Here is a 17,285-nt window from a genome sequence, read left to right as displayed (position 1 = left end):
AATATTGGCGTCTTGATACGATGCTCTCTTTTACTAAAATGTGACAACTTTATTTGTTTATACTTTTTATTGATACGTTTTCGATTATCAAAAAACTATCCACTATTGATTTTTTGCCACACTGACACCTTTAGCTTTTTTGTGACTTAAAGCAGCCTTAACAAAAGCTACAAATAAAGGATGCGGATTTGCTACAGTACTTTTATACTCTGGGTGGTATTGCACCCCCACAAACCAAGGGTGTGATGGTATTTCAACAATCTCAACCAAACCAGTTTCTGGATTTAAGCCCGTAGCCTTCATCCCGGCTGCTTCCATTTGCTCTCTATAATTGCTATTAAATTCGTAACGGTGGCGGTGACGCTCTTTAATACTTTCGGCATTGTAAATATCTCGCACCTTACTACCTTCTTTTAAATCGCAAGTCCAAGCGCCCAAACGCATTGTTCCGCCTTTATCGGTGATTGTTTTTTGATCTTCCATTAAATCGATCACCGGATTTTTAGTTGTTGCATCCATTTCTGTTGAGCAGGCATCTTCAATCCCTAAAACATTACGAGAAAATTCAATCACTGCCATTTGCATTCCTAAACAAATTCCTAAAAATGGAATGTTATTTTCACGTACATACTTTACGGCATCAATTTTACCTTCAATACCACGTTCTCCAAACCCTGGTGCTACCAATACGCCATCCAAATGCGCTAGCTTAAGTTTAGCGTTATCGCTTTTTAAATATTCGGAGTGGATCGATTCTACATTAACTTTTACATTATTTGCTGCACCGGCATGAATAAACGACTCTAAAATAGATTTATAGGAGTCTTGCAGTTCAACATACTTTCCTATTAGCCCTATTGTAAGCTCTGTTCTAGGGTTTTTAAGGCGTTTTAAAAATTCGTTCCATCTTGTAATATCTGGTATTGAACTCTTAAGAGCAAGCTTTTTCAAAACTACTTTATCTAGGCCTTCTTCGAGCATTAAATTAGGCACATCGTATATTGTAGAAGCGTCTATAGATTGAATTACCGCTTCTTCTCGTACATTACAGAACAAAGCTAATTTTCTTCGTAAATCGACTGGTAAATCATGTTCTGTCCTACACACTAGCACGTCTGCCTGGACTCCACTTTCCATAAGGGTTTTAACACTGTGCTGTGTCGGTTTGGTTTTTAACTCTCCTGCTGCCGACAAATATGGTACTAAAGTTAAATGAATAACGATCCCATTATTATCTCCTAAATCCCAACGTAACTGACGTACTGCTTCAACATATGGCAAGGATTCAATATCACCTACAGTCCCCCCAATTTCGGTAATCACAATATCGTAATCCCCAGAATTTCCTAAAATCTGGATGCGTTCTTTAATCTCATCGGTTATATGAGGCACCACCTGCACGGTTTTACCTAAAAACTCCCCACGCCTTTCCTTTTCTATTACACTTTGGTAAATACGTCCGGTTGTAACATTGTTAGCCTGACTTGTTGGAACATTTAAGAACCGCTCGTAGTGTCCTAAATCCAAATCGGTTTCGGCACCATCCTCTGTTACGTAACACTCTCCATGTTCGTATGGATTTAAGGTACCCGGATCCACATTAATATATGGGTCTAATTTTTGAATGGTTGTCCTGTATCCCTGTGCTTGTAATAGCTTGGCCAAAGAGGCCGCTATAATTCCTTTTCCTAATGATGATGTAACTCCCCCGGTTACAAAAATGTATTTTGTAGTACTTGTCATGATGCGCTTATAAACGCAGGCAAATTTACAAAATAAAAGATGTTATGCCGAAATGTTTTTTAGTTATTTACCAACGATGTGTTCCCTACCTTTTTAGTGATTAAAATAATATACAATAAAACTACAAATTAATGCTCGAGGAAACTCGTTTAAAACTATTTTACTTAGGATACTGCTTTTTAATATTACGAATCAAATCCTCCAAACCATTTAATTTAAGTTCGTAAACCAACTGGAGCATATCTCCCAACTTTCCTTTAGGAAATCCTTTATTTTGATACCACACCACATAGTGTTCGGGTAGATCTATTAAATAATAATCCTTGTACTTACCAAAAGGCATTTTGGTATGCGCTAAACGAATTAAATACTCTTTATCCTGTAACATATATCACAAGTTTAGGGTTTAGGGTTTAGGGTTTCTTGACTTAAAGCAAATAACAATACGTTATTAACATGTATATTCTTTAATCAGCATAAACATTCCAGAAATTAATTTTGTGTTTTACCACGGTACTTTTTAAAAGAATTTCGATAAATAATCAATTCTTTTTTGATCTGTTATTATTTCGTGATACCAAACAGGTTCCTGATAATCAACCCACTCTTCGTTCTTTTCACTTTCACTTTGTCTCTTTCGTGCATTTTCGATAATCTCAATTGATTTTTCACTAGGCTTTTTAAGTAACTCAATTGATTTAATTCGCTCAACATCAATAGTGGTTTTTCCATTTTGATCATCCGAACTATAACCAACAAGCAAATCTAAAGGAAGCTTTACATATATTGTCATTTCATCCAGAAGCCTGTATTTGTATTCATACCCTCCAGTCCCTAATGTTATAAATCCTTCTTTGATTTCTCCATAAGTAAGAATAACCTTGCAAACAGCTTGAATTTCAGGCGCCCCTAGATCAAATTTAATGGGCTTTTCATTTGTGGAGATCACTAATATAAAAAAGAAAAATAATCTCATAGAAGTTTTTCCTGTACTGGCAGCAACAATACCTCCTAAGGCTTTACCTCAACAATAGTTAGATCCTGGTGCTTTACCAAATATACTGCATTGTTATAATAACCGCCTAGTAGCTTTTTTTGGTAACCAAATTTATTCTCTACATATTCCGTTAGAGGCGCGTCGTTAACCGACGTATACAAATCGTCTGAAGACACCAATCGTAAAACAACATCCATTGTTAAATCGAAACCTTTAACGGCTCCAATATTAGGTGTTACATTATATGCCTTTTCATAGGCCCTAACAAATACATTATTATCATTTTCATTGTAAGCTTTTGATGCTGAGGCATAGGTAAATTGTAACTTAGACAAATGTGGGTTTTTAATTTCATCACCTTCAAATGCTGCATTAAAGTTTGTTGTTACCAATACTATATCGATACGTTCTTTCTTTTCTTCTATATTTTCTTTCTGAATTAAAGATGCCAGTATACTTGTTACATTAGAAGCAAAACCTTCATCCTTAGTTTCTAAAAACACAATATTGTTACCCGGTTTTAATACTTCACGAATGTCATCAACCAACACATAGTTTGCTTCTTTACCGTCTTCGTCCTTTCGAGAATAAACTTGCTTGGCATGATTAAATTCTTGCTTTAAACTATTGGCTACTTGAGCATGCTTAGAGTCGGAAATAATAACAATGTTACTAGATAAGGTATCTGCCTTTACATAGTTTACTATTTTTTCTTTTAGTAATCCATCTGAAGGCTTTGACTGAAATCCATTTTCCCCCAACTTTAAATTGCTACCTATTACAGAGACAACAGGCACGTTGAAGTTTCTTAATTTGGAAGCTGCCCATTCAAAATTATTAGGCGTAAGTGGGCCAATAACCGCATTAACTGTTTCAAAATTATTGGCATCGATTATTCGCGATATTTCGCTTGTCTGATTTTTGGTATCATACACATCTACTTTAAGTGAAATACCTAATTTCTTTAACGAGTCGATAGCCATTAATACGCCCGAATAAAAATCAAGGGAAGCATTTAAATAGGGATCATCTACTATACTCTGTTTGGTTCCCGAAATGGAATCATGATTGACCCGATTAAGCCTGAATGGCAACATTACAGCTATGTGCTTTGTTTTATAATCGCTTATACTATCTACTAAGTTAATCCTATCTGCATCAACTTGAATGATACCGTTAGCTTTACTAGAGAACGGTACTTTTAAAATCATACCTTTCTTTAAACCAGATTCTTTCAATCCAGGGTTTAAAGCTTCCAGTTCTTCTTGCTCTAAACCAAGCTCTCGCTTTAAGCTATAAAACCCTTGTTTTGGCCTTACTTTATAGTAACTGTATTTCTCATCAATCTCGTTCTTTTTGTCATCTTCTATGTTTGGTACATTTATTTCCTGTCCGTCCTGAAGTGTTTCTTCCAATCCGGGATTAAGTGCTTCCAACTCTTGAATGGTGATGCCAAATTTATAGGCTATACGCCATTTTCCTTCTTTAGGCAAAACCTTATATTTCTTAGTTGGCTTCACTTCCTCTACAACTTTTGTTGTTTTAAATATTGGTACTTGAAGTTTATCGCCTTTTTGCAAAGGATTAGCATACAAAAACGTATTGTGCTTCTTTATATCCTCTTCTGTAACACTATACTGTTTTGCCAAACTGTATAAGGTTTCTTTACGTTTTGTTTTGTGCGTAATAAACCCCTTTAACTCCCTAACCGTAGTTACTTTAGGTTTTAATGCTTTAGAAATTGGAATGATTAAAATGGTATTGGGCTTCAATTCCTTTTTTGCATCCGGATTCAAACTAAAAATATCGAAAGGTGTAACAAAATAACGTTTAGCAATGCTTTCGATAGTCTCTCCTTTCTTAACTTGATGTGTGCTGTAGTTCTGTGCCGTAGCAGTGTTTAAACTGAATACTAACGACAAGCATAAAACAAAAAAGAATTTAGTCATGAAATTTATTTTTTAAATTTTATTTAGAGTGGGCATTTTGCCATTTTAACTTTAACATGTACATATTGTATGCCAAAAAGAAAATAGCGCAATGCTTAACAATATCTTTTGTCCACTAGTTCGTTCCGTTTGTTAAGCAACAAAAACGTTGACGTCACCTTAAGTTCCCCCAAAGTGACGTTTTAATTATTGAAGTGTTTTAAACTTTTATAAATAGATTAAACCACTTCATTGTTTGTGCTATCATTTTGAAACATTAAAATAAAGAATTTCTTGAAACGAACTATCCCCGAGGCAGAGCCATAGGGGGTATACTTCGACTGCGCTCAGTACAGGTTTCGCTCGTTTCATTTTGACCTCACAAGGTCAAAAACCGAAATTCTGTATTTAGATTCCCGTTTTATTCATATACAATATTTTCAAATTTTTTGTATTCATGAATCTTCGATTTCACGGGAATGACAATTTCAATGGAAACCCCGACGCAGAGCGTCGAAGAATTCTTTTTGATTAAACTTATATACGTACAAACCACATAAATCAGTTCTCTTCAATGGTGTAATGTCATTACAACTTTGAATTGGTATAAAACAGCTTTAATTATTAAGAAACTGTTTAAAATCTACTTCTTCTTAAAAACCAGAGCAAGCTTATTCCCATTCGATCGTAGCCGGTGGCTTCGAACTGATATCGTACACTACTCTATTAACGCCTTTTACTTTATTTATTATCTCATTGGATGTTTTTTGCAGAAACTCGTATGGTAAATTTACCCAATCGGCCGTCATACCATCTGTACTTTCTACTGCTCTTAATGCTACGCATTTTTCGTAGGTACGTTCATCACCCATAACACCAACACTATTAACAGGTAACAGCATAGCTCCTGCTTGCCATACCTTATCGTATAAGCCCCAAGATTTTAAGCCATTAATAAATATAGCGTCTACTTCTTGTAAAATACGAACTTTTTCTGCTGTTATATCTCCCAATATACGAATTCCCAAACCGGGGCCTGGAAACGGGTGACGCCCTAAAAGTTCTGGGTCGACACCTAATGTATTACCAACACGTCTTACCTCATCTTTAAATATGGCACGCAAAGGCTCTACTATTTTAAGCTTCATAAAATCTGGAAGTCCTCCTACGTTATGATGGCTTTTAATTGTTGCAGATGGGCCTCCTGTAGCCGAAACACTCTCAATAACATCTGGATAAATAGTTCCTTGAGCCAACCATTTTACATCTGTTAACTTGTGAGCTTCATCATCAAAAACCTCGATAAAAGCATTACCTATGGCCTTACGCTTTGCTTCGGGATCCTCAATACCAGCTAAAGCATCTAGAAAACGTTGAGATGCATCAACTCCTTTTACATTAAGCCCCATGCCTTCATACTGAGTCAGTACATTTTCGAATTCATTTTTACGAAGCAATCCATTGTTAACAAAAATACAGTAAAGATTTTTTCCAATAGCCTTGTTCAAGAGTACCGCTGCTACTGTAGAGTCAACACCTCCCGACAAACCTAATACTACTTTATCGTTTCCCACTTTCTCTTTAATAGCATCAACAGTTTCTTCCACAAAAGAATCAGGCGTCCAATCTTGGTTAATACCTGCTATGTTAACTAAAAAATTTTCCAATAACTGTTTACCATCGGTAGAGTGATACACTTCTGGATGGAATTGAATAGCATATGTTTGCTCGCCTTCAATTTTGTAAGCTGCATTGGTAACATCAGCTGTACTTGCAATTAAAACCCCTTGTTCTGGTAATGTTTTAATAGTATCACTATGACTCATCCAGACCTGACTTCCTGATCCTATTTTAGAGAAAAGTGTCTCTTCTTCTTTAATATAAGATAAGTTTGCCCGACCGTACTCCCTAGTATTTGAAGGTGCTACATTACCTCCCGAAAAATGGGCTAAATACTGTGCCCCGTAACAAACGGCCAGCATTGGCTTTTTACCTCTAATATCTGTAAGATCTGGATGTAAAACATCCTCCCCCCTTACTGAATTAGGACTACCTGAAAGTATAACTGCTTTGTAACTTTCGATGTCTGTTGGAATTTTGTTAAATGGGTGTATTTCGGAATAAATGTTGAGTTCCCTCACTCTACGGGCAATAAGCTGTGTATATTGCGATCCGAAGTCTAATATTAATACCTTGTCATGTTGCATGCGCAAAAATAATAATTGATTTTTGAATGGCAATTAAGGATTCGTTTTTTTATGCCATGGAATCCAAAATCAACTCTATATCCTTTTGGGTAGTATCTGGATTAATGAAACAAAAACGGGATACAGTTTCAAAATCAGCTCCCTTCTTCCACTTGGTTGGTGTTACCAAAGCAAATCCTTTGCCATGGTTTTTGTAGGTCCAATGTGTATAATCTTCGGGGTTCCATCCTATCCTTCTATACAATACGCAAGATAAGCTAGGCTCTCTAACCAACTCCACATAAGGTCGCTCTCCAATAAGCTTTCCTGCTATTTTTGCCAGCTCAATACCACGTTCTACTGCTTCTTTATATCTATCGGTTCCATGTGTTGCCAACGAAAACCACAAAGGCAAGCCCCTAACACGACGTGTTAACTGTATTTGGTAATCGGTAGGATTAAAACCGTGTGCTCCTTCATCCTTAAAGATTTCCAAATAGGAACCTTCTTGGGAATGCGCCTCTTTTGCTAATTCTGGATTTTTATAAATAATAGCGCCACAGTCGTAAGGCGAAAACATCCATTTGTGCGGATCGATAGTGATACTATCTGCGCGTTCAATACCATTAAACAAATGCCTTACAGAATCGGCTGCCAAAGCGCCACCTCCATAAGCGGCATCGACATGCATCCATAGGTTTTGCGCTTCACATACATCGGCAATACCGGATAAATCATCAATAATCCCAGCATTGGTAGTACCGCCTGTTGCCACTACAGCAAAGAGCCGCTTCCTTTGATGATCGGTCAGACCATCAATAGCTTTCTGAAGTGCGCTTGCTGATAATTTTTCTTCAGATTCCACTAATAGGATATCGACATCGGCTACTTTGGCCATCGCTTTAATAGATGAATGCGCTCCAATAGAGGTTATTATCAACCCTTTCTCTCCTTTAAATGCATCATTACGTCGCCAGTATTCCCGTGCGGTCACTATACCAGACAAGTTTGCTGCCGTACCGCCACTGGTAAATACGCCAAAAGCGCCTTCTGGAAGCCCTGTTAAGGAAACAATCCACTTCATCGCTTCATTTTCACAAAAGATGCCACCAGCACCTTCCATCCAATACGCTCCATGAATACTAGATGCCGATGTAATTAAATCGAACATTATTGCTGCACGTGTAGGCGAAGCGGGAACAAAAGCTAAATTTCTAGGGTGGTCTACCGGCACATTTGCTTTAGACAAATGCTCCTTCCAAAGATCGAAAGCATATTCGCCACCAACTCCCTTTGGTGTAACGGTATCGCCAACCAAAGCTTTTAATTCTTCATACTTTTTAGGTTTTCCTATTGGGTGCTCAATTTCTGAAACTCTTCCAATCACATATTTCATGACATCTAAGGTCATTTCAATTAGATCGATATCTATCTTATGCATGCTTGTCTTATAAATTTAGTATTGTAAATGTTCCTTGTAAAGGATCTAATTCTTCTATTAAACATGGTATTAATTGCGAACCATATTCTAAATAAAACTCTGAGAAATTTGTATTACGCTCTTGTAAACTTTGATTGGGAAACAACTGATTTTGAAGATCGGTCATTCTGGTTACTTGATCGGACAAGGCTCTTTTTTGGGCAGCAAGCAACCGTTTTTCCAGCTTCTCAATACCTTTTAATTGTTTTACCTCCTGAGCTTTAACTGCTCCTACAAAGGATTCATCGGTTTGTTTGGCTAATGCATATAGACTTTCGAACTGTTGGGACAAATGTGCTTTTTGCAATGAAAAATCTATGTCTATATTCGATATCTCCCTTACCTTCTTGTTTATAAACGCATCGCGTTTTAAAAAGATGTCCTTATTAGATATATTGAGCTTTACCAGTTTTTCTGCTTGTTTTTCTGTCTTAATCAGCACTGAATTACGCAACAGAAGTACTGGAAACGTAACGCCTACTTCATTAAAAAATTGCTTTAACTGAAACCAATAAGCCAATTCGCCCCCTCCTCCAATATAACAAAGATTGGGCAATATTACTTCTTGGTACAATGGCCGCATGATCACATTGGGTGAAAAACGTTCTGGATACTTGGAAAGCTCACTTAACAACTCATTCTCCGTCCATACAATACTGGTATTTAAAACCTTATAGGAACCAGCTTCAAAAACAATACGTTCACGTATCCCTGGTTTTAGATAGAATAAATTGATTTCTCGAGGGGTCACTTGAATATTATATGCTTTACCCGTTATTTCGTTTATACGTTTATTTGTTTCTGTAACCGAATGGTATGCTATGTTGTTTAACAACTCAACCTCTATAAACGGCTCAAACATTTTTTTTAAATCGGGATGATTCGCATCAATAATCACCAAACCGTATTCCTTAAACAGTTCATTGGCAATATAGCGCGTTGCATCACTCAAATTGTCATGTTGTAAATAGGCTGATTGAAAAAGCGATTTTAAATATTCTGCATTTTTACTAGTTCCCAATTCGCCCGAAAACAATTTAAACACTTGTTCTAGCCCTTCGGTTGACAATTCTCCTACGGCGCCACCAGAAGTTTGATTCCAGTGAATTTTTTTTCCTTTGAAATTAAAATAGTTTATTTCTTCAAAATCATGATCCTCGGTAGCCATCCAATACACTGGCACAAAATTGCAATCGGGATGACACGCCTTAAGTTCTTTTGAAAGCTTAATGGTTGATACAATTTTATATAAAAAATACAGAGGTCCCGTGAACAAATTAAGCTGATGCCCTGTAGTAATCGTAAACGTTTTTTCGTCTAACAGGTTTTCAATATTGTTGAGTGTACTTGATGATGCATTTACATCTTTATATTGCTGTTTTAAAACGGCAACCAATGTTTCTCTATGCTTGTTCTGATAGGCATTGCGCTTCTCATCAATTTGGGCTTTAAAATGCTCTAGTTTAGGAAACCGGTGGTAAAACTGCTGTAATTCTGGTTGTTCTTCAAGGTAATCACAAATAAGAGATGAAAAATATCCCGTTTCTTTAAATGAAATACAGTCAGCTGGCATAATATCTATATGAGATTTAAAAGAGCAAAGATACAGTTATTGAATTTTGAAATTCTAAAAAATACGTTAAGAGTTAAGATTCTAAATAATATACATGAAATGAATAATCGCCTTAACCAAACAACAACACAAACAACTTGTTTGCAAGGACTTAATCTTAAATTTAACTTAAATACTTCTGCCTTTTGCACTAAATTTCGTAACTTATTAGCACGAATTTTCAATTTAAACGCTAGGAGTCATGAAAAATAAATTCCTCATATTATTTACCGCGTGCTGCCTAATTTTCATCTGTAATACATCAAGCATTTACGCGCAAGCTGATACATCCTTTAAGGAGCTTAAAGGTAAAATAATTGACAGCAATACCAATGAGCCATTAATATTCGCCGACCTCGTTATCAATAACACAAATATTAGCACCATATCTAATTCTGATGGTGATTTTATTTTAAAAGTACCTGAATCTTTTTTAGATGGGCACCTAACGATTTCACGATTAGGTTATCACAAAAAAGAGCTAAAAATATCGACCATTGGCAACAATGAAAAAATTGATATGGAACCAACACCTACACAATTAGATGTAATACAGATTACCTTGCCAAAAGATGCTAAATCCTTGTTTCTAGCTGCCTTAAAAAACAAGAGCACCCTTTACAATAACTCCAATACAGAAATGACTGCGTTTTATAGGGAAACCATTAAAAAAAGACGCAAAAATGCCTCATTATCGGAAGCAGTGGTGCAAATACAAAAACAACCATATAACAGCTTTAAAAAAGATGGCATTAATCTAATTAAAGCGAGAAAAAATACAAATTACTCTAGACTGGATACTATAGCATTAAAATTACAAGGCGGTCCGTTTGGTAATTTATATACAGATATCATGAAATACCCAGAGTTTATATTTACTGATGAGGATATCGAACTTTACGATTTTAGTTTTGCACCCTCCACACAAATAGACGAGAACCTTGTATATGTTGTAAATTTTAAACAGAAACCTCATGTTATCACGCCCCTATATTACGGCAAGCTTTATATAGACGCCAAGAACCTTGCTTTAACAAGCGCTGTTTATAGTTTAAATGTTGAAAACAAAACCCTATCCAGTCAGATGTTTGTACGCAAAAAACCCAGAAAGGTCGATGTATATCCTACTGAAGCCAATTACAGGGTAAACTACAGAACGCAAAACGGCAAATGGCATTATGCCTACAGCAATATTCTATTAACATTCAAAGTAAACTGGAAAGGCAAGCTCTTTAACAGTGTTTACACCCTTAATAGTGAAATGGCTATAACCGACTGGAAAATTAGCGACTCTAAGTTCGCAAAAAATGTCAAGAGCAACAGATTACACCCCACAACGATATTAATTGATCAAGTATCGGGCTTCTCTGATCCTCAATTTTGGGGCGAGTATAACATCATAGAACCTGAAAAATCGATCGAATCGGCTATTAAAAAGATACAAAGACAATTAAAACGCAGTTAAATTAACCATGTTTTTTATACTTATAAGTATAAAAAGTAGCAAATTGAAAAACATTTTACTTTCAAGTTACTTGCTAGTGATGCTTGCTTAAAAGTATCGATTGCACATTCGTATCCCAATTTTACCTGAATCAGTCCACCAATTGATCTAGGGCCTGTTAACCCTAAAATAAATGTCATGTGAATCTATTTAGAAATATTTTACGCATCTTAACAACCATAGCAGCCTTTATTTACACCTTGATCTTTATCGATGAAGCATTCCCTCCCTACAACCCTGACTTCAGAGAATCTAATTTCGGAATCTTCATGGTATTCCTGCTGTATGCTTGGTTTTTAATTGGTTATTATTACTTGTGGAACAATGAAAAGAAGGCTGGCATTTTTTTAACAACGTGGTGGATCCTCCTATTTCTCACGGCTTGGCTAATATGGTCTTACGGTAATGTAACCGTCATTCTAGGTTTCCCTATATTTATTTTAGGGATTCTTTTATTAATTTATTCTTACAATGAAGTGATTTAAACTTTTACAAATTGGCTAAAAAATTGCCGGTTTGCACCCATATTTTGTCCTTTTATCGTCACGTAGCCCTGCTATGCGACTCAAAAAAGCCTTCATCTGGTCACAAACCCATCAATTTTAGCTTCAATCCAAAAAGTTTAAACCACTTCAATAAAAAAAGATTCAATACCTCTTGAAAACTGCAATATAAAGCACAAAATTACAGCATGCGTACTAACCAGACCTTAACAACTCTAAAACAACACTATCGTATTACAAACTCAGGAAAAACAACCTAACCTTTTATTACCACGTCCCCATAGAGATCAAAATCGGCTGCATCTGTGATACGCACGGTTGTATACTCACCTGTTTTTAAATAGGTTTCAGTAGCATCTATCAAAACTTCGTTATCCACATCTGGTGAATCAAATTCAGTACGCCCTATAAAATAGTTACCTTCTTTTCTGTCGATAACCACTTTAAATTCCTGTCCTATTTTTTCTTGGTTCAATTCCCAAGAAATTTGTGATTGTATTTCCATAATCTCGTTAGCGCGTTCCCGCTTAATTTCTTCCGGCACGTCATCTTCTAGATTATAGGCATGTGTATTTTCTTCATGCGAGTAGGTAAAACAACCCAAACGCTCAAAACGCATCTCTTGCACCCAATTCTTTAAAATCTGAAAATCTGCTTCGGTCTCCCCGGGATATCCAACAATAAGCGTGGTACGGATAGTCATATTAGGCACCGCTTTTCGAAAGTCCTGTAGTAGTTGTGTTGTCTTTTCTTTTGTGGTTCCCCTACGCATACTTTTTAATATCGAATCGCTAATATGTTGCAATGGTATATCTATGTAGTTACATATTTTAGGTTCGCGGTTCATAACCTCCAAAACATCCATTGGAAAGCCCGTTGGAAAGGCATAGTGTAAACGAATCCACTCAATACCTTCTACTTTAACCAAAGCCTCCAACAACTCTGCAAGGTTTCTTTTTTTATAGAGATCAAGGCCATAATATGTTAAATCTTGCGCAATAAGAATCAACTCTTTTACGCCTTTGGCAGCTAGTTTTTCTGCTTCTAAGACTACTTCTTCAATGGGAGTACTTTTATGTTTCCCCCTCATTAAGGGAATGGCACAAAAACTACAAGGTCTGTCACACCCCTCGGCTATTTTCAAATAAGCATAGTTTTTTGGCGTGGTTGTTAGGCGCTCCCCTATTAATTCATGTTTATAATCTGCGCCCAAAGCTTTAAGTAAACCAGGAAGTTCGGTAGTTCCGAAATACTCATCTACGTTAGGGATTTCTTTTTCTAAGTCTGGTTTATAACGTTCGCTTAAGCATCCTGTAACAAATACCTTATCAACCGCTCCTTCTTCTTTTTTCTGAACGAACTCCAGTATAGTATTGACACTTTCTTCTTTGGCGTTATTAATGAAGCCACAGGTATTAATAACAACAATATTACCTTCCTCTTCGTGAACGACTTCTTTCCCACTTGCTTGAAGTTGCCCCATCAACACTTCACTGTCGTAAACATTCTTACTACAACCTAATGTTACGACGTTTATCTTATTTTTTTTAAGGGATTTTGTGCGCATATCTTTTGTAAATCAGGGCGCAAAGATACGTAATGCTTATGGATAATTAGTCACCAATAGCTCTAATTGGTCAACTGCGCTTTTCAAAAGGTACAACAATACCTTCTTCTACATAATCTTTTAAGCCCTTAAGCAGCAATGCCCAACTAAATGAAGAATGCTTAAAATGATCGTTCTGATAAGGCCAGTTAACATGACTGAACCTAACCAAAGTCTGGTTATTTCTAGTTTCCAGATCAAACCCAAAAGTTGTTGCATTCCAATCCGCATCAGCCTTCGTCATTTTAAAATGGATTGATGTGTTGGTATCAAATTTAGAAACTATGCTATACCAATCGTACTTGTCTGTAAAATTCAAATTATAAACAGCACCTAACTTTGGGGTTCCAGAACTTTTGAGCGTCCACCATTTATCGAGATGATTGGGCTGTGAAATTGCATGGAATACCTCTTTACAGGAAGTATTTATGACAAAATTATGATATATGGCGAAGCTCACAACGGATATGATTTACTTAGATACTGAAATCCCTATCTACAGAGAAACGATACGCTTACTTAAAAAATGAATCAACAAACTCAAATTTATTGAATACCTGTAAGTCTTCAATACCTTCTCCTACTCCTATGTATTTTACAGGAATTTTAAACTGATCGCTAATACCAATAACTACACCGCCTTTGGCTGTACCATCTAATTTAGTTACTGCCAACGAGCTCACCTCTGTTGCTGCTGTAAACTGTTTAGCTTGCTCAAAGGCGTTTTGTCCCGTAGATCCATCCAACACCAACAATACATCGTTAGGTGTTCCTTCTACTACTTTTTGCATAACACGTTTCACTTTGGTAAGCTCATTCATCAAATTTACTTTATTATGCAATCGTCCCGCAGTATCTATTATCACAACATCGGCATTTTGATTTACGGCACTTTGCAATGTATCGAAAGCTACCGATGCTGGATCACTCCCCATAGACTGTTTTATTATTGGCACATCTACACGATCTGCCCAAACTTGAAGCTGATCGATTGCAGCTGCCCTAAACGTATCGGCTGCTCCAAGAACCACATTAAGCCCCTGTTTCTTAAACTGGTAAGCTAATTTGCCTATTGTTGTTGTTTTCCCCACACCATTAACACCAACCACCATAATAACATATGGTTTTTTATCCTGAGGTACCGTAAACTCGGTTTCCTCTCCAAGGTTCGTTTCACTTAACAAACTCGCTATTTCTTCGCGTAAGATTTTATTAAGCTCATCGGTTCCCAAATATTTATCCTTGGCAACACGCTCTTCAATACGCTCTATTACTTTTAAAGTTGTATTTACACCAACATCACTAGAAACCAACACTTCCTCAAGGTCATCCAACACCTCATCATCTACTTTAGACTTTCCGGCAACGACTTTGCTTAACTTTCCAAAAAAACTGGTTTTGGATTTTTCCAGACCTTTATCTAATGTTTCTTTTTTTTCTGATGAAAATATTTTTTTAAAAAAACTCATTTTTTAAAATTATTTGTTGATATATTATTTACTCGATAATCGAGATTTAAATGCTCTAAGGCTTGTCTCAAAATTAAAATGTTTTCTAACAAATACTTCCTAGGTCATTCTCTAGATAGTTTGAATCCAATAAACATGGAAGTTACCATTAATCACCAAGGGAGTTTATAAACTCTATACTATTTGTCCTTAAAGCTCTGTACAAATATAAAACAAAAGCAGCTTCCATATAGAAAGCTGCTTTTAAATATCGTTATAAAAAGGTTTTAACAGACTACTTTTTTAAAAAGTCGTTAACTTCGTCTGGGCTCATTATAGATTCTACAAACATGTAAGCTCCTGTTTTTGGAGACTTAACCATTTTTATTGCTTTTGTTAATCTCTTTGACCCTGTCTGTAATGATGCTACTGCTTTTTTTGCCATGACTTTATGCGTTATTCGACATTTTCAATAAATAAATGAAAATATCTATATTATTTAATTTCTTTGTGAACTGTCATACGCTTTAATATTGGGTTAAATTTCTTTAACTCCATTCTATCAGGCGTATTTTTCTTATTCTTAGTTGTAATATATCTAGAAGTTCCTGGTTTACCAGACTCCTTATGCTCTGTACATTCTAATATTACTTGTATTCTGTTGCCTTTCTTTGCCATTTCTTTTACTTATTAAATACAGCTATTATTTTAAAAACCCTTTAGACTTAGCTTCCTTAATTGCTGCAGAAATACCTATTTTATTTATAGTTTTTAAAGCAGATGTAGAAACTTTTAAAGTTATCCAGTTGTCTTCTTCTGGAATGTAAAAACGTTTCTTTACTAAATTCGCATTAAATTTGCGTTTAGTTCTGTTTAATGCATGAGACACGTTGTTACCAACCATTGCCTTCTTCCCTGTAAGTTCACAAACTCTTGACATTATCTATAACTTTAAATATATTTTGTTATTTAAAAACGAGGTGCAAATATACAAAATCTTTATTTTATGACAACCAATTTGTTATCTATTTTTTAAAATTTCTTTTAATAGCAATTCTAAGGCTTTATGCACCGACTTATTTACAACTTTAGTACGGTGGTTTCCCAGATTGAATTTCTCTGAGTAAACCTTATTCTTTGTCGCTATGGCAATAAAAACATCTCCCACTTCGGCATCACTATCTCCTTTTGTTGGGCCGGCATTACCCGTAGTAGCAATGGCAAAATCGGATTTAAACAGTCGAAGTACATTTTGGGCCATAGACTCTGCAACTGGGGCACTAACAACTGAATGGGTTTTGATAAGTTCTTCTGGCACACCTAGAAGATCTACTTTAGACTGTGTTGCATAAGTCACCACACCTCCTTTAAAATACAAAGACGCCCCAGGCTTCGATGTAAAACATTTAGCCAAACTGCCTCCTGTACAACTTTCGGCTATCGCCAAACTCATCCCCGTTCTAGTAAGTTGCCTCGCTATAATAACTTCGAGATCCCCTTCCTCATCTTCTAAACCAAAATAGACATCTTTAATCAAGGGGACAACTTTATCTATTTGGTCTTGAACGTCTTTTTTTATTTGGAATTCATCAAAACCTTTAGCCGATAAGCGCAATCGCATTTTACCTAAACTTGGCAAATAAGCCAATTTAATATGCGGTGGTAATGCATCTTCCCATACAGCAATTCTATCTGCCAAGGTACTTTCACCCAAACCATATACCAACATTGTTTTGTGAAGAATAAACGGAAAGTGAAATTTACCTGTTAATTTAGGAATGACTTCGTTTTCCAATAAAGCCCTCATTTCGAAAGGCACTCCAGGAAGTGACACGAATACTTTTTCTCCTTTTTCAAGCCACATACCAGGTGCTGTGCCATACTTATTCATTAGCACGGTTGCCGTAGACGGCACCAAAGCTTGATCTTTATTTACCTGTAACAGTGTTTGTCTTGTGTAGTTTTTCCAAATGGATTCAATATTCTCTAAAACTGAAGCATCTCGGACCAAACTGTCATTAAAGTACTCGGCAATGGTTTTTTTAGTAATATCATCTTTGGTCGGCCCTAGTCCTCCCGTTATAATTACAATGTCTACATGGGCTTCTGCTTCTTCCAGCGCATTAAGAATATGTGCTTTATCGTCTTGAACCGAAGTAATTTGATAGACTGAAACACCTATCTTATTAAGTGACTTTGCTATAAATGCCGAATTAGTATCTACAACTTGCCCAATTAAGAGCTCATCTCCTATCGTTATAATTTCGGCCTGCATCTT

The 17,285-nt window shown here is 36.1% G+C and carries 16 protein-coding genes; 2 read left to right on the top strand and 14 right to left on the bottom strand.

The window, feature by feature from the left end; all coding sequences use genetic code 11:
- Positions 1-102 precede the first annotated feature (102 nt).
- From JF259_RS07190 to bshC, 7 genes are all read right to left on the bottom strand, one after another.
- The gene (locus JF259_RS07190) at positions 103-1,743 is read right to left on the bottom strand and encodes a CTP synthase (RefSeq protein WP_199114635.1); all 1,641 of its coding nucleotides are present in this window, start codon (positions 1,741-1,743) and stop codon (positions 103-105) included.
- Between the two features lie 160 nt (positions 1,744-1,903).
- A complete protein-coding gene (locus JF259_RS07185; RefSeq protein ID WP_199114634.1) occupies positions 1,904-2,131 on the bottom strand; it encodes a DUF3820 family protein in 228 nt (75 codons plus the stop codon).
- Between the two features lie 132 nt (positions 2,132-2,263).
- Positions 2,264-2,719 (bottom strand): hypothetical protein, encoded by a 456-nt coding sequence (locus tag JF259_RS07180; RefSeq protein ID WP_199114633.1) that lies wholly within the window; start codon positions 2,717-2,719, stop codon positions 2,264-2,266.
- 35 nt (positions 2,720-2,754) lie between these two features.
- Positions 2,755-4,689 (bottom strand): LysM peptidoglycan-binding domain-containing protein, encoded by a 1,935-nt coding sequence (locus JF259_RS07175; RefSeq protein ID WP_199114632.1) that lies wholly within the window; start codon positions 4,687-4,689, stop codon positions 2,755-2,757.
- Between the two features lie 650 nt (positions 4,690-5,339).
- Complete coding sequence (guaA, locus tag JF259_RS07170; protein ID WP_199114631.1) at positions 5,340-6,875, bottom strand: glutamine-hydrolyzing GMP synthase; 1,536 nt, start codon at positions 6,873-6,875, stop codon at positions 5,340-5,342.
- 49 nt (positions 6,876-6,924) lie between these two features.
- On the bottom strand, positions 6,925-8,295 hold the full coding sequence (locus tag JF259_RS07165; RefSeq protein ID WP_199114630.1) for a pyridoxal phosphate-dependent decarboxylase family protein: 1,371 nt from the start codon (positions 8,293-8,295) through the stop codon (positions 6,925-6,927).
- A 7-nt stretch (positions 8,296-8,302) separates the two neighbouring features.
- Positions 8,303-9,907, bottom strand: coding sequence for a bacillithiol biosynthesis cysteine-adding enzyme BshC (bshC, locus tag JF259_RS07160; RefSeq protein ID WP_199114629.1), 1,605 nt, complete (start codon positions 9,905-9,907; stop codon positions 8,303-8,305).
- A gap of 241 nt (positions 9,908-10,148) precedes the next feature.
- On the opposite strand from bshC, the gene JF259_RS07155 reads away from it, so the two are divergent.
- Both JF259_RS07155 and JF259_RS07150 read left to right on the top strand, forming a co-directional pair.
- On the top strand, positions 10,149-11,411 hold the full coding sequence (locus tag JF259_RS07155; RefSeq protein WP_199114628.1) for a carboxypeptidase-like regulatory domain-containing protein: 1,263 nt from the start codon (positions 10,149-10,151) through the stop codon (positions 11,409-11,411).
- Positions 11,412-11,590: 179 nt separating this feature from the next.
- Complete coding sequence (locus tag JF259_RS07150) at positions 11,591-11,935, top strand: hypothetical protein (protein ID WP_199114627.1); 345 nt, start codon at positions 11,591-11,593, stop codon at positions 11,933-11,935.
- A 274-nt stretch (positions 11,936-12,209) separates the two neighbouring features.
- Here the strand turns inward: JF259_RS07150 and rimO are convergent, their stop codons facing one another.
- The 7 genes from rimO to JF259_RS07115 form a co-directional block, all read right to left on the bottom strand.
- Positions 12,210-13,520 (bottom strand): 30S ribosomal protein S12 methylthiotransferase RimO, encoded by a 1,311-nt coding sequence (gene rimO, locus JF259_RS07145; protein WP_199114626.1) that lies wholly within the window; start codon positions 13,518-13,520, stop codon positions 12,210-12,212.
- A 70-nt stretch (positions 13,521-13,590) separates the two neighbouring features.
- Positions 13,591-14,019, bottom strand: coding sequence for an SRPBCC family protein (locus JF259_RS07140; RefSeq protein ID WP_199114625.1), 429 nt, complete (start codon positions 14,017-14,019; stop codon positions 13,591-13,593).
- A 55-nt stretch (positions 14,020-14,074) separates the two neighbouring features.
- Positions 14,075-15,028 (bottom strand): signal recognition particle-docking protein FtsY, encoded by a 954-nt coding sequence (gene ftsY, locus JF259_RS07135; RefSeq protein ID WP_199114624.1) that lies wholly within the window; start codon positions 15,026-15,028, stop codon positions 14,075-14,077.
- Positions 15,029-15,302: 274 nt separating this feature from the next.
- A complete protein-coding gene (locus JF259_RS07130; protein WP_199114623.1) occupies positions 15,303-15,452 on the bottom strand; it encodes a DUF4295 domain-containing protein in 150 nt (49 codons plus the stop codon).
- Positions 15,453-15,502: 50 nt separating this feature from the next.
- A complete protein-coding gene (gene rpmG / locus JF259_RS07125; RefSeq protein WP_042242510.1) occupies positions 15,503-15,685 on the bottom strand; it encodes a 50S ribosomal protein L33 in 183 nt (60 codons plus the stop codon).
- A 25-nt stretch (positions 15,686-15,710) separates the two neighbouring features.
- On the bottom strand, positions 15,711-15,947 hold the full coding sequence (gene rpmB / locus JF259_RS07120) for a 50S ribosomal protein L28 (protein WP_199114622.1): 237 nt from the start codon (positions 15,945-15,947) through the stop codon (positions 15,711-15,713).
- An 81-nt stretch (positions 15,948-16,028) separates the two neighbouring features.
- On the bottom strand, positions 16,029-17,282 hold the full coding sequence (locus JF259_RS07115; protein WP_199114621.1) for a competence/damage-inducible protein A: 1,254 nt from the start codon (positions 17,280-17,282) through the stop codon (positions 16,029-16,031).
- Between the last annotated feature and the right edge of the window lie 3 nt (positions 17,283-17,285).

Origin of the sequence: Snuella sedimenti (genome assembly GCF_016428595.1) — a bacterium.
Lineage (GTDB): Bacteria > Bacteroidota > Bacteroidia > Flavobacteriales > Flavobacteriaceae > Snuella > Snuella sedimenti.
Note: the sequence above shows the minus strand (reverse complement) of the source record. Positions and strands in the feature narration are given on the sequence as shown.

Bases quoted from the DNA above. Each gene is read 5' to 3' on its own strand.
- JF259_RS07190 (WP_199114635.1), bottom strand. From the start codon at position 1,743: ATGACAAGTACTACAAAATACATTTTTGTAACCGGGGGAGTTACATCA.
- JF259_RS07185 (WP_199114634.1), bottom strand. From the start codon at position 2,131: ATGTTACAGGATAAAGAGTATTTAATTCGTTTAGCGCATACCAAAATG.
- JF259_RS07180 (WP_199114633.1), bottom strand. From the start codon at position 2,719: ATGAGATTATTTTTCTTTTTTATATTAGTGATCTCCACAAATGAAAAG.
- JF259_RS07175 (WP_199114632.1), bottom strand. From the start codon at position 4,689: ATGACTAAATTCTTTTTTGTTTTATGCTTGTCGTTAGTATTCAGTTTA.
- guaA (WP_199114631.1), bottom strand. From the start codon at position 6,875: ATGCAACATGACAAGGTATTAATATTAGACTTCGGATCGCAATATACA.
- JF259_RS07165 (WP_199114630.1), bottom strand. From the start codon at position 8,295: ATGCATAAGATAGATATCGATCTAATTGAAATGACCTTAGATGTCATG.
- bshC (WP_199114629.1), bottom strand. From the start codon at position 9,907: ATGCCAGCTGACTGTATTTCATTTAAAGAAACGGGATATTTTTCATCT.
- JF259_RS07155 (WP_199114628.1), top strand. From the start codon at position 10,149: ATGAAAAATAAATTCCTCATATTATTTACCGCGTGCTGCCTAATTTTC.
- rimO (WP_199114626.1), bottom strand. From the start codon at position 13,520: ATGCGCACAAAATCCCTTAAAAAAAATAAGATAAACGTCGTAACATTA.
- ftsY (WP_199114624.1), bottom strand. From the start codon at position 15,028: ATGAGTTTTTTTAAAAAAATATTTTCATCAGAAAAAAAAGAAACATTA.
- JF259_RS07130 (WP_199114623.1), bottom strand. From the start codon at position 15,452: ATGGCAAAAAAAGCAGTAGCATCATTACAGACAGGGTCAAAGAGATTA.
- rpmG (WP_042242510.1), bottom strand. From the start codon at position 15,685: ATGGCAAAGAAAGGCAACAGAATACAAGTAATATTAGAATGTACAGAG.
- rpmB (WP_199114622.1), bottom strand. From the start codon at position 15,947: ATGTCAAGAGTTTGTGAACTTACAGGGAAGAAGGCAATGGTTGGTAAC.
- JF259_RS07115 (WP_199114621.1), bottom strand. From the start codon at position 17,282: ATGCAGGCCGAAATTATAACGATAGGAGATGAGCTCTTAATTGGGCAA.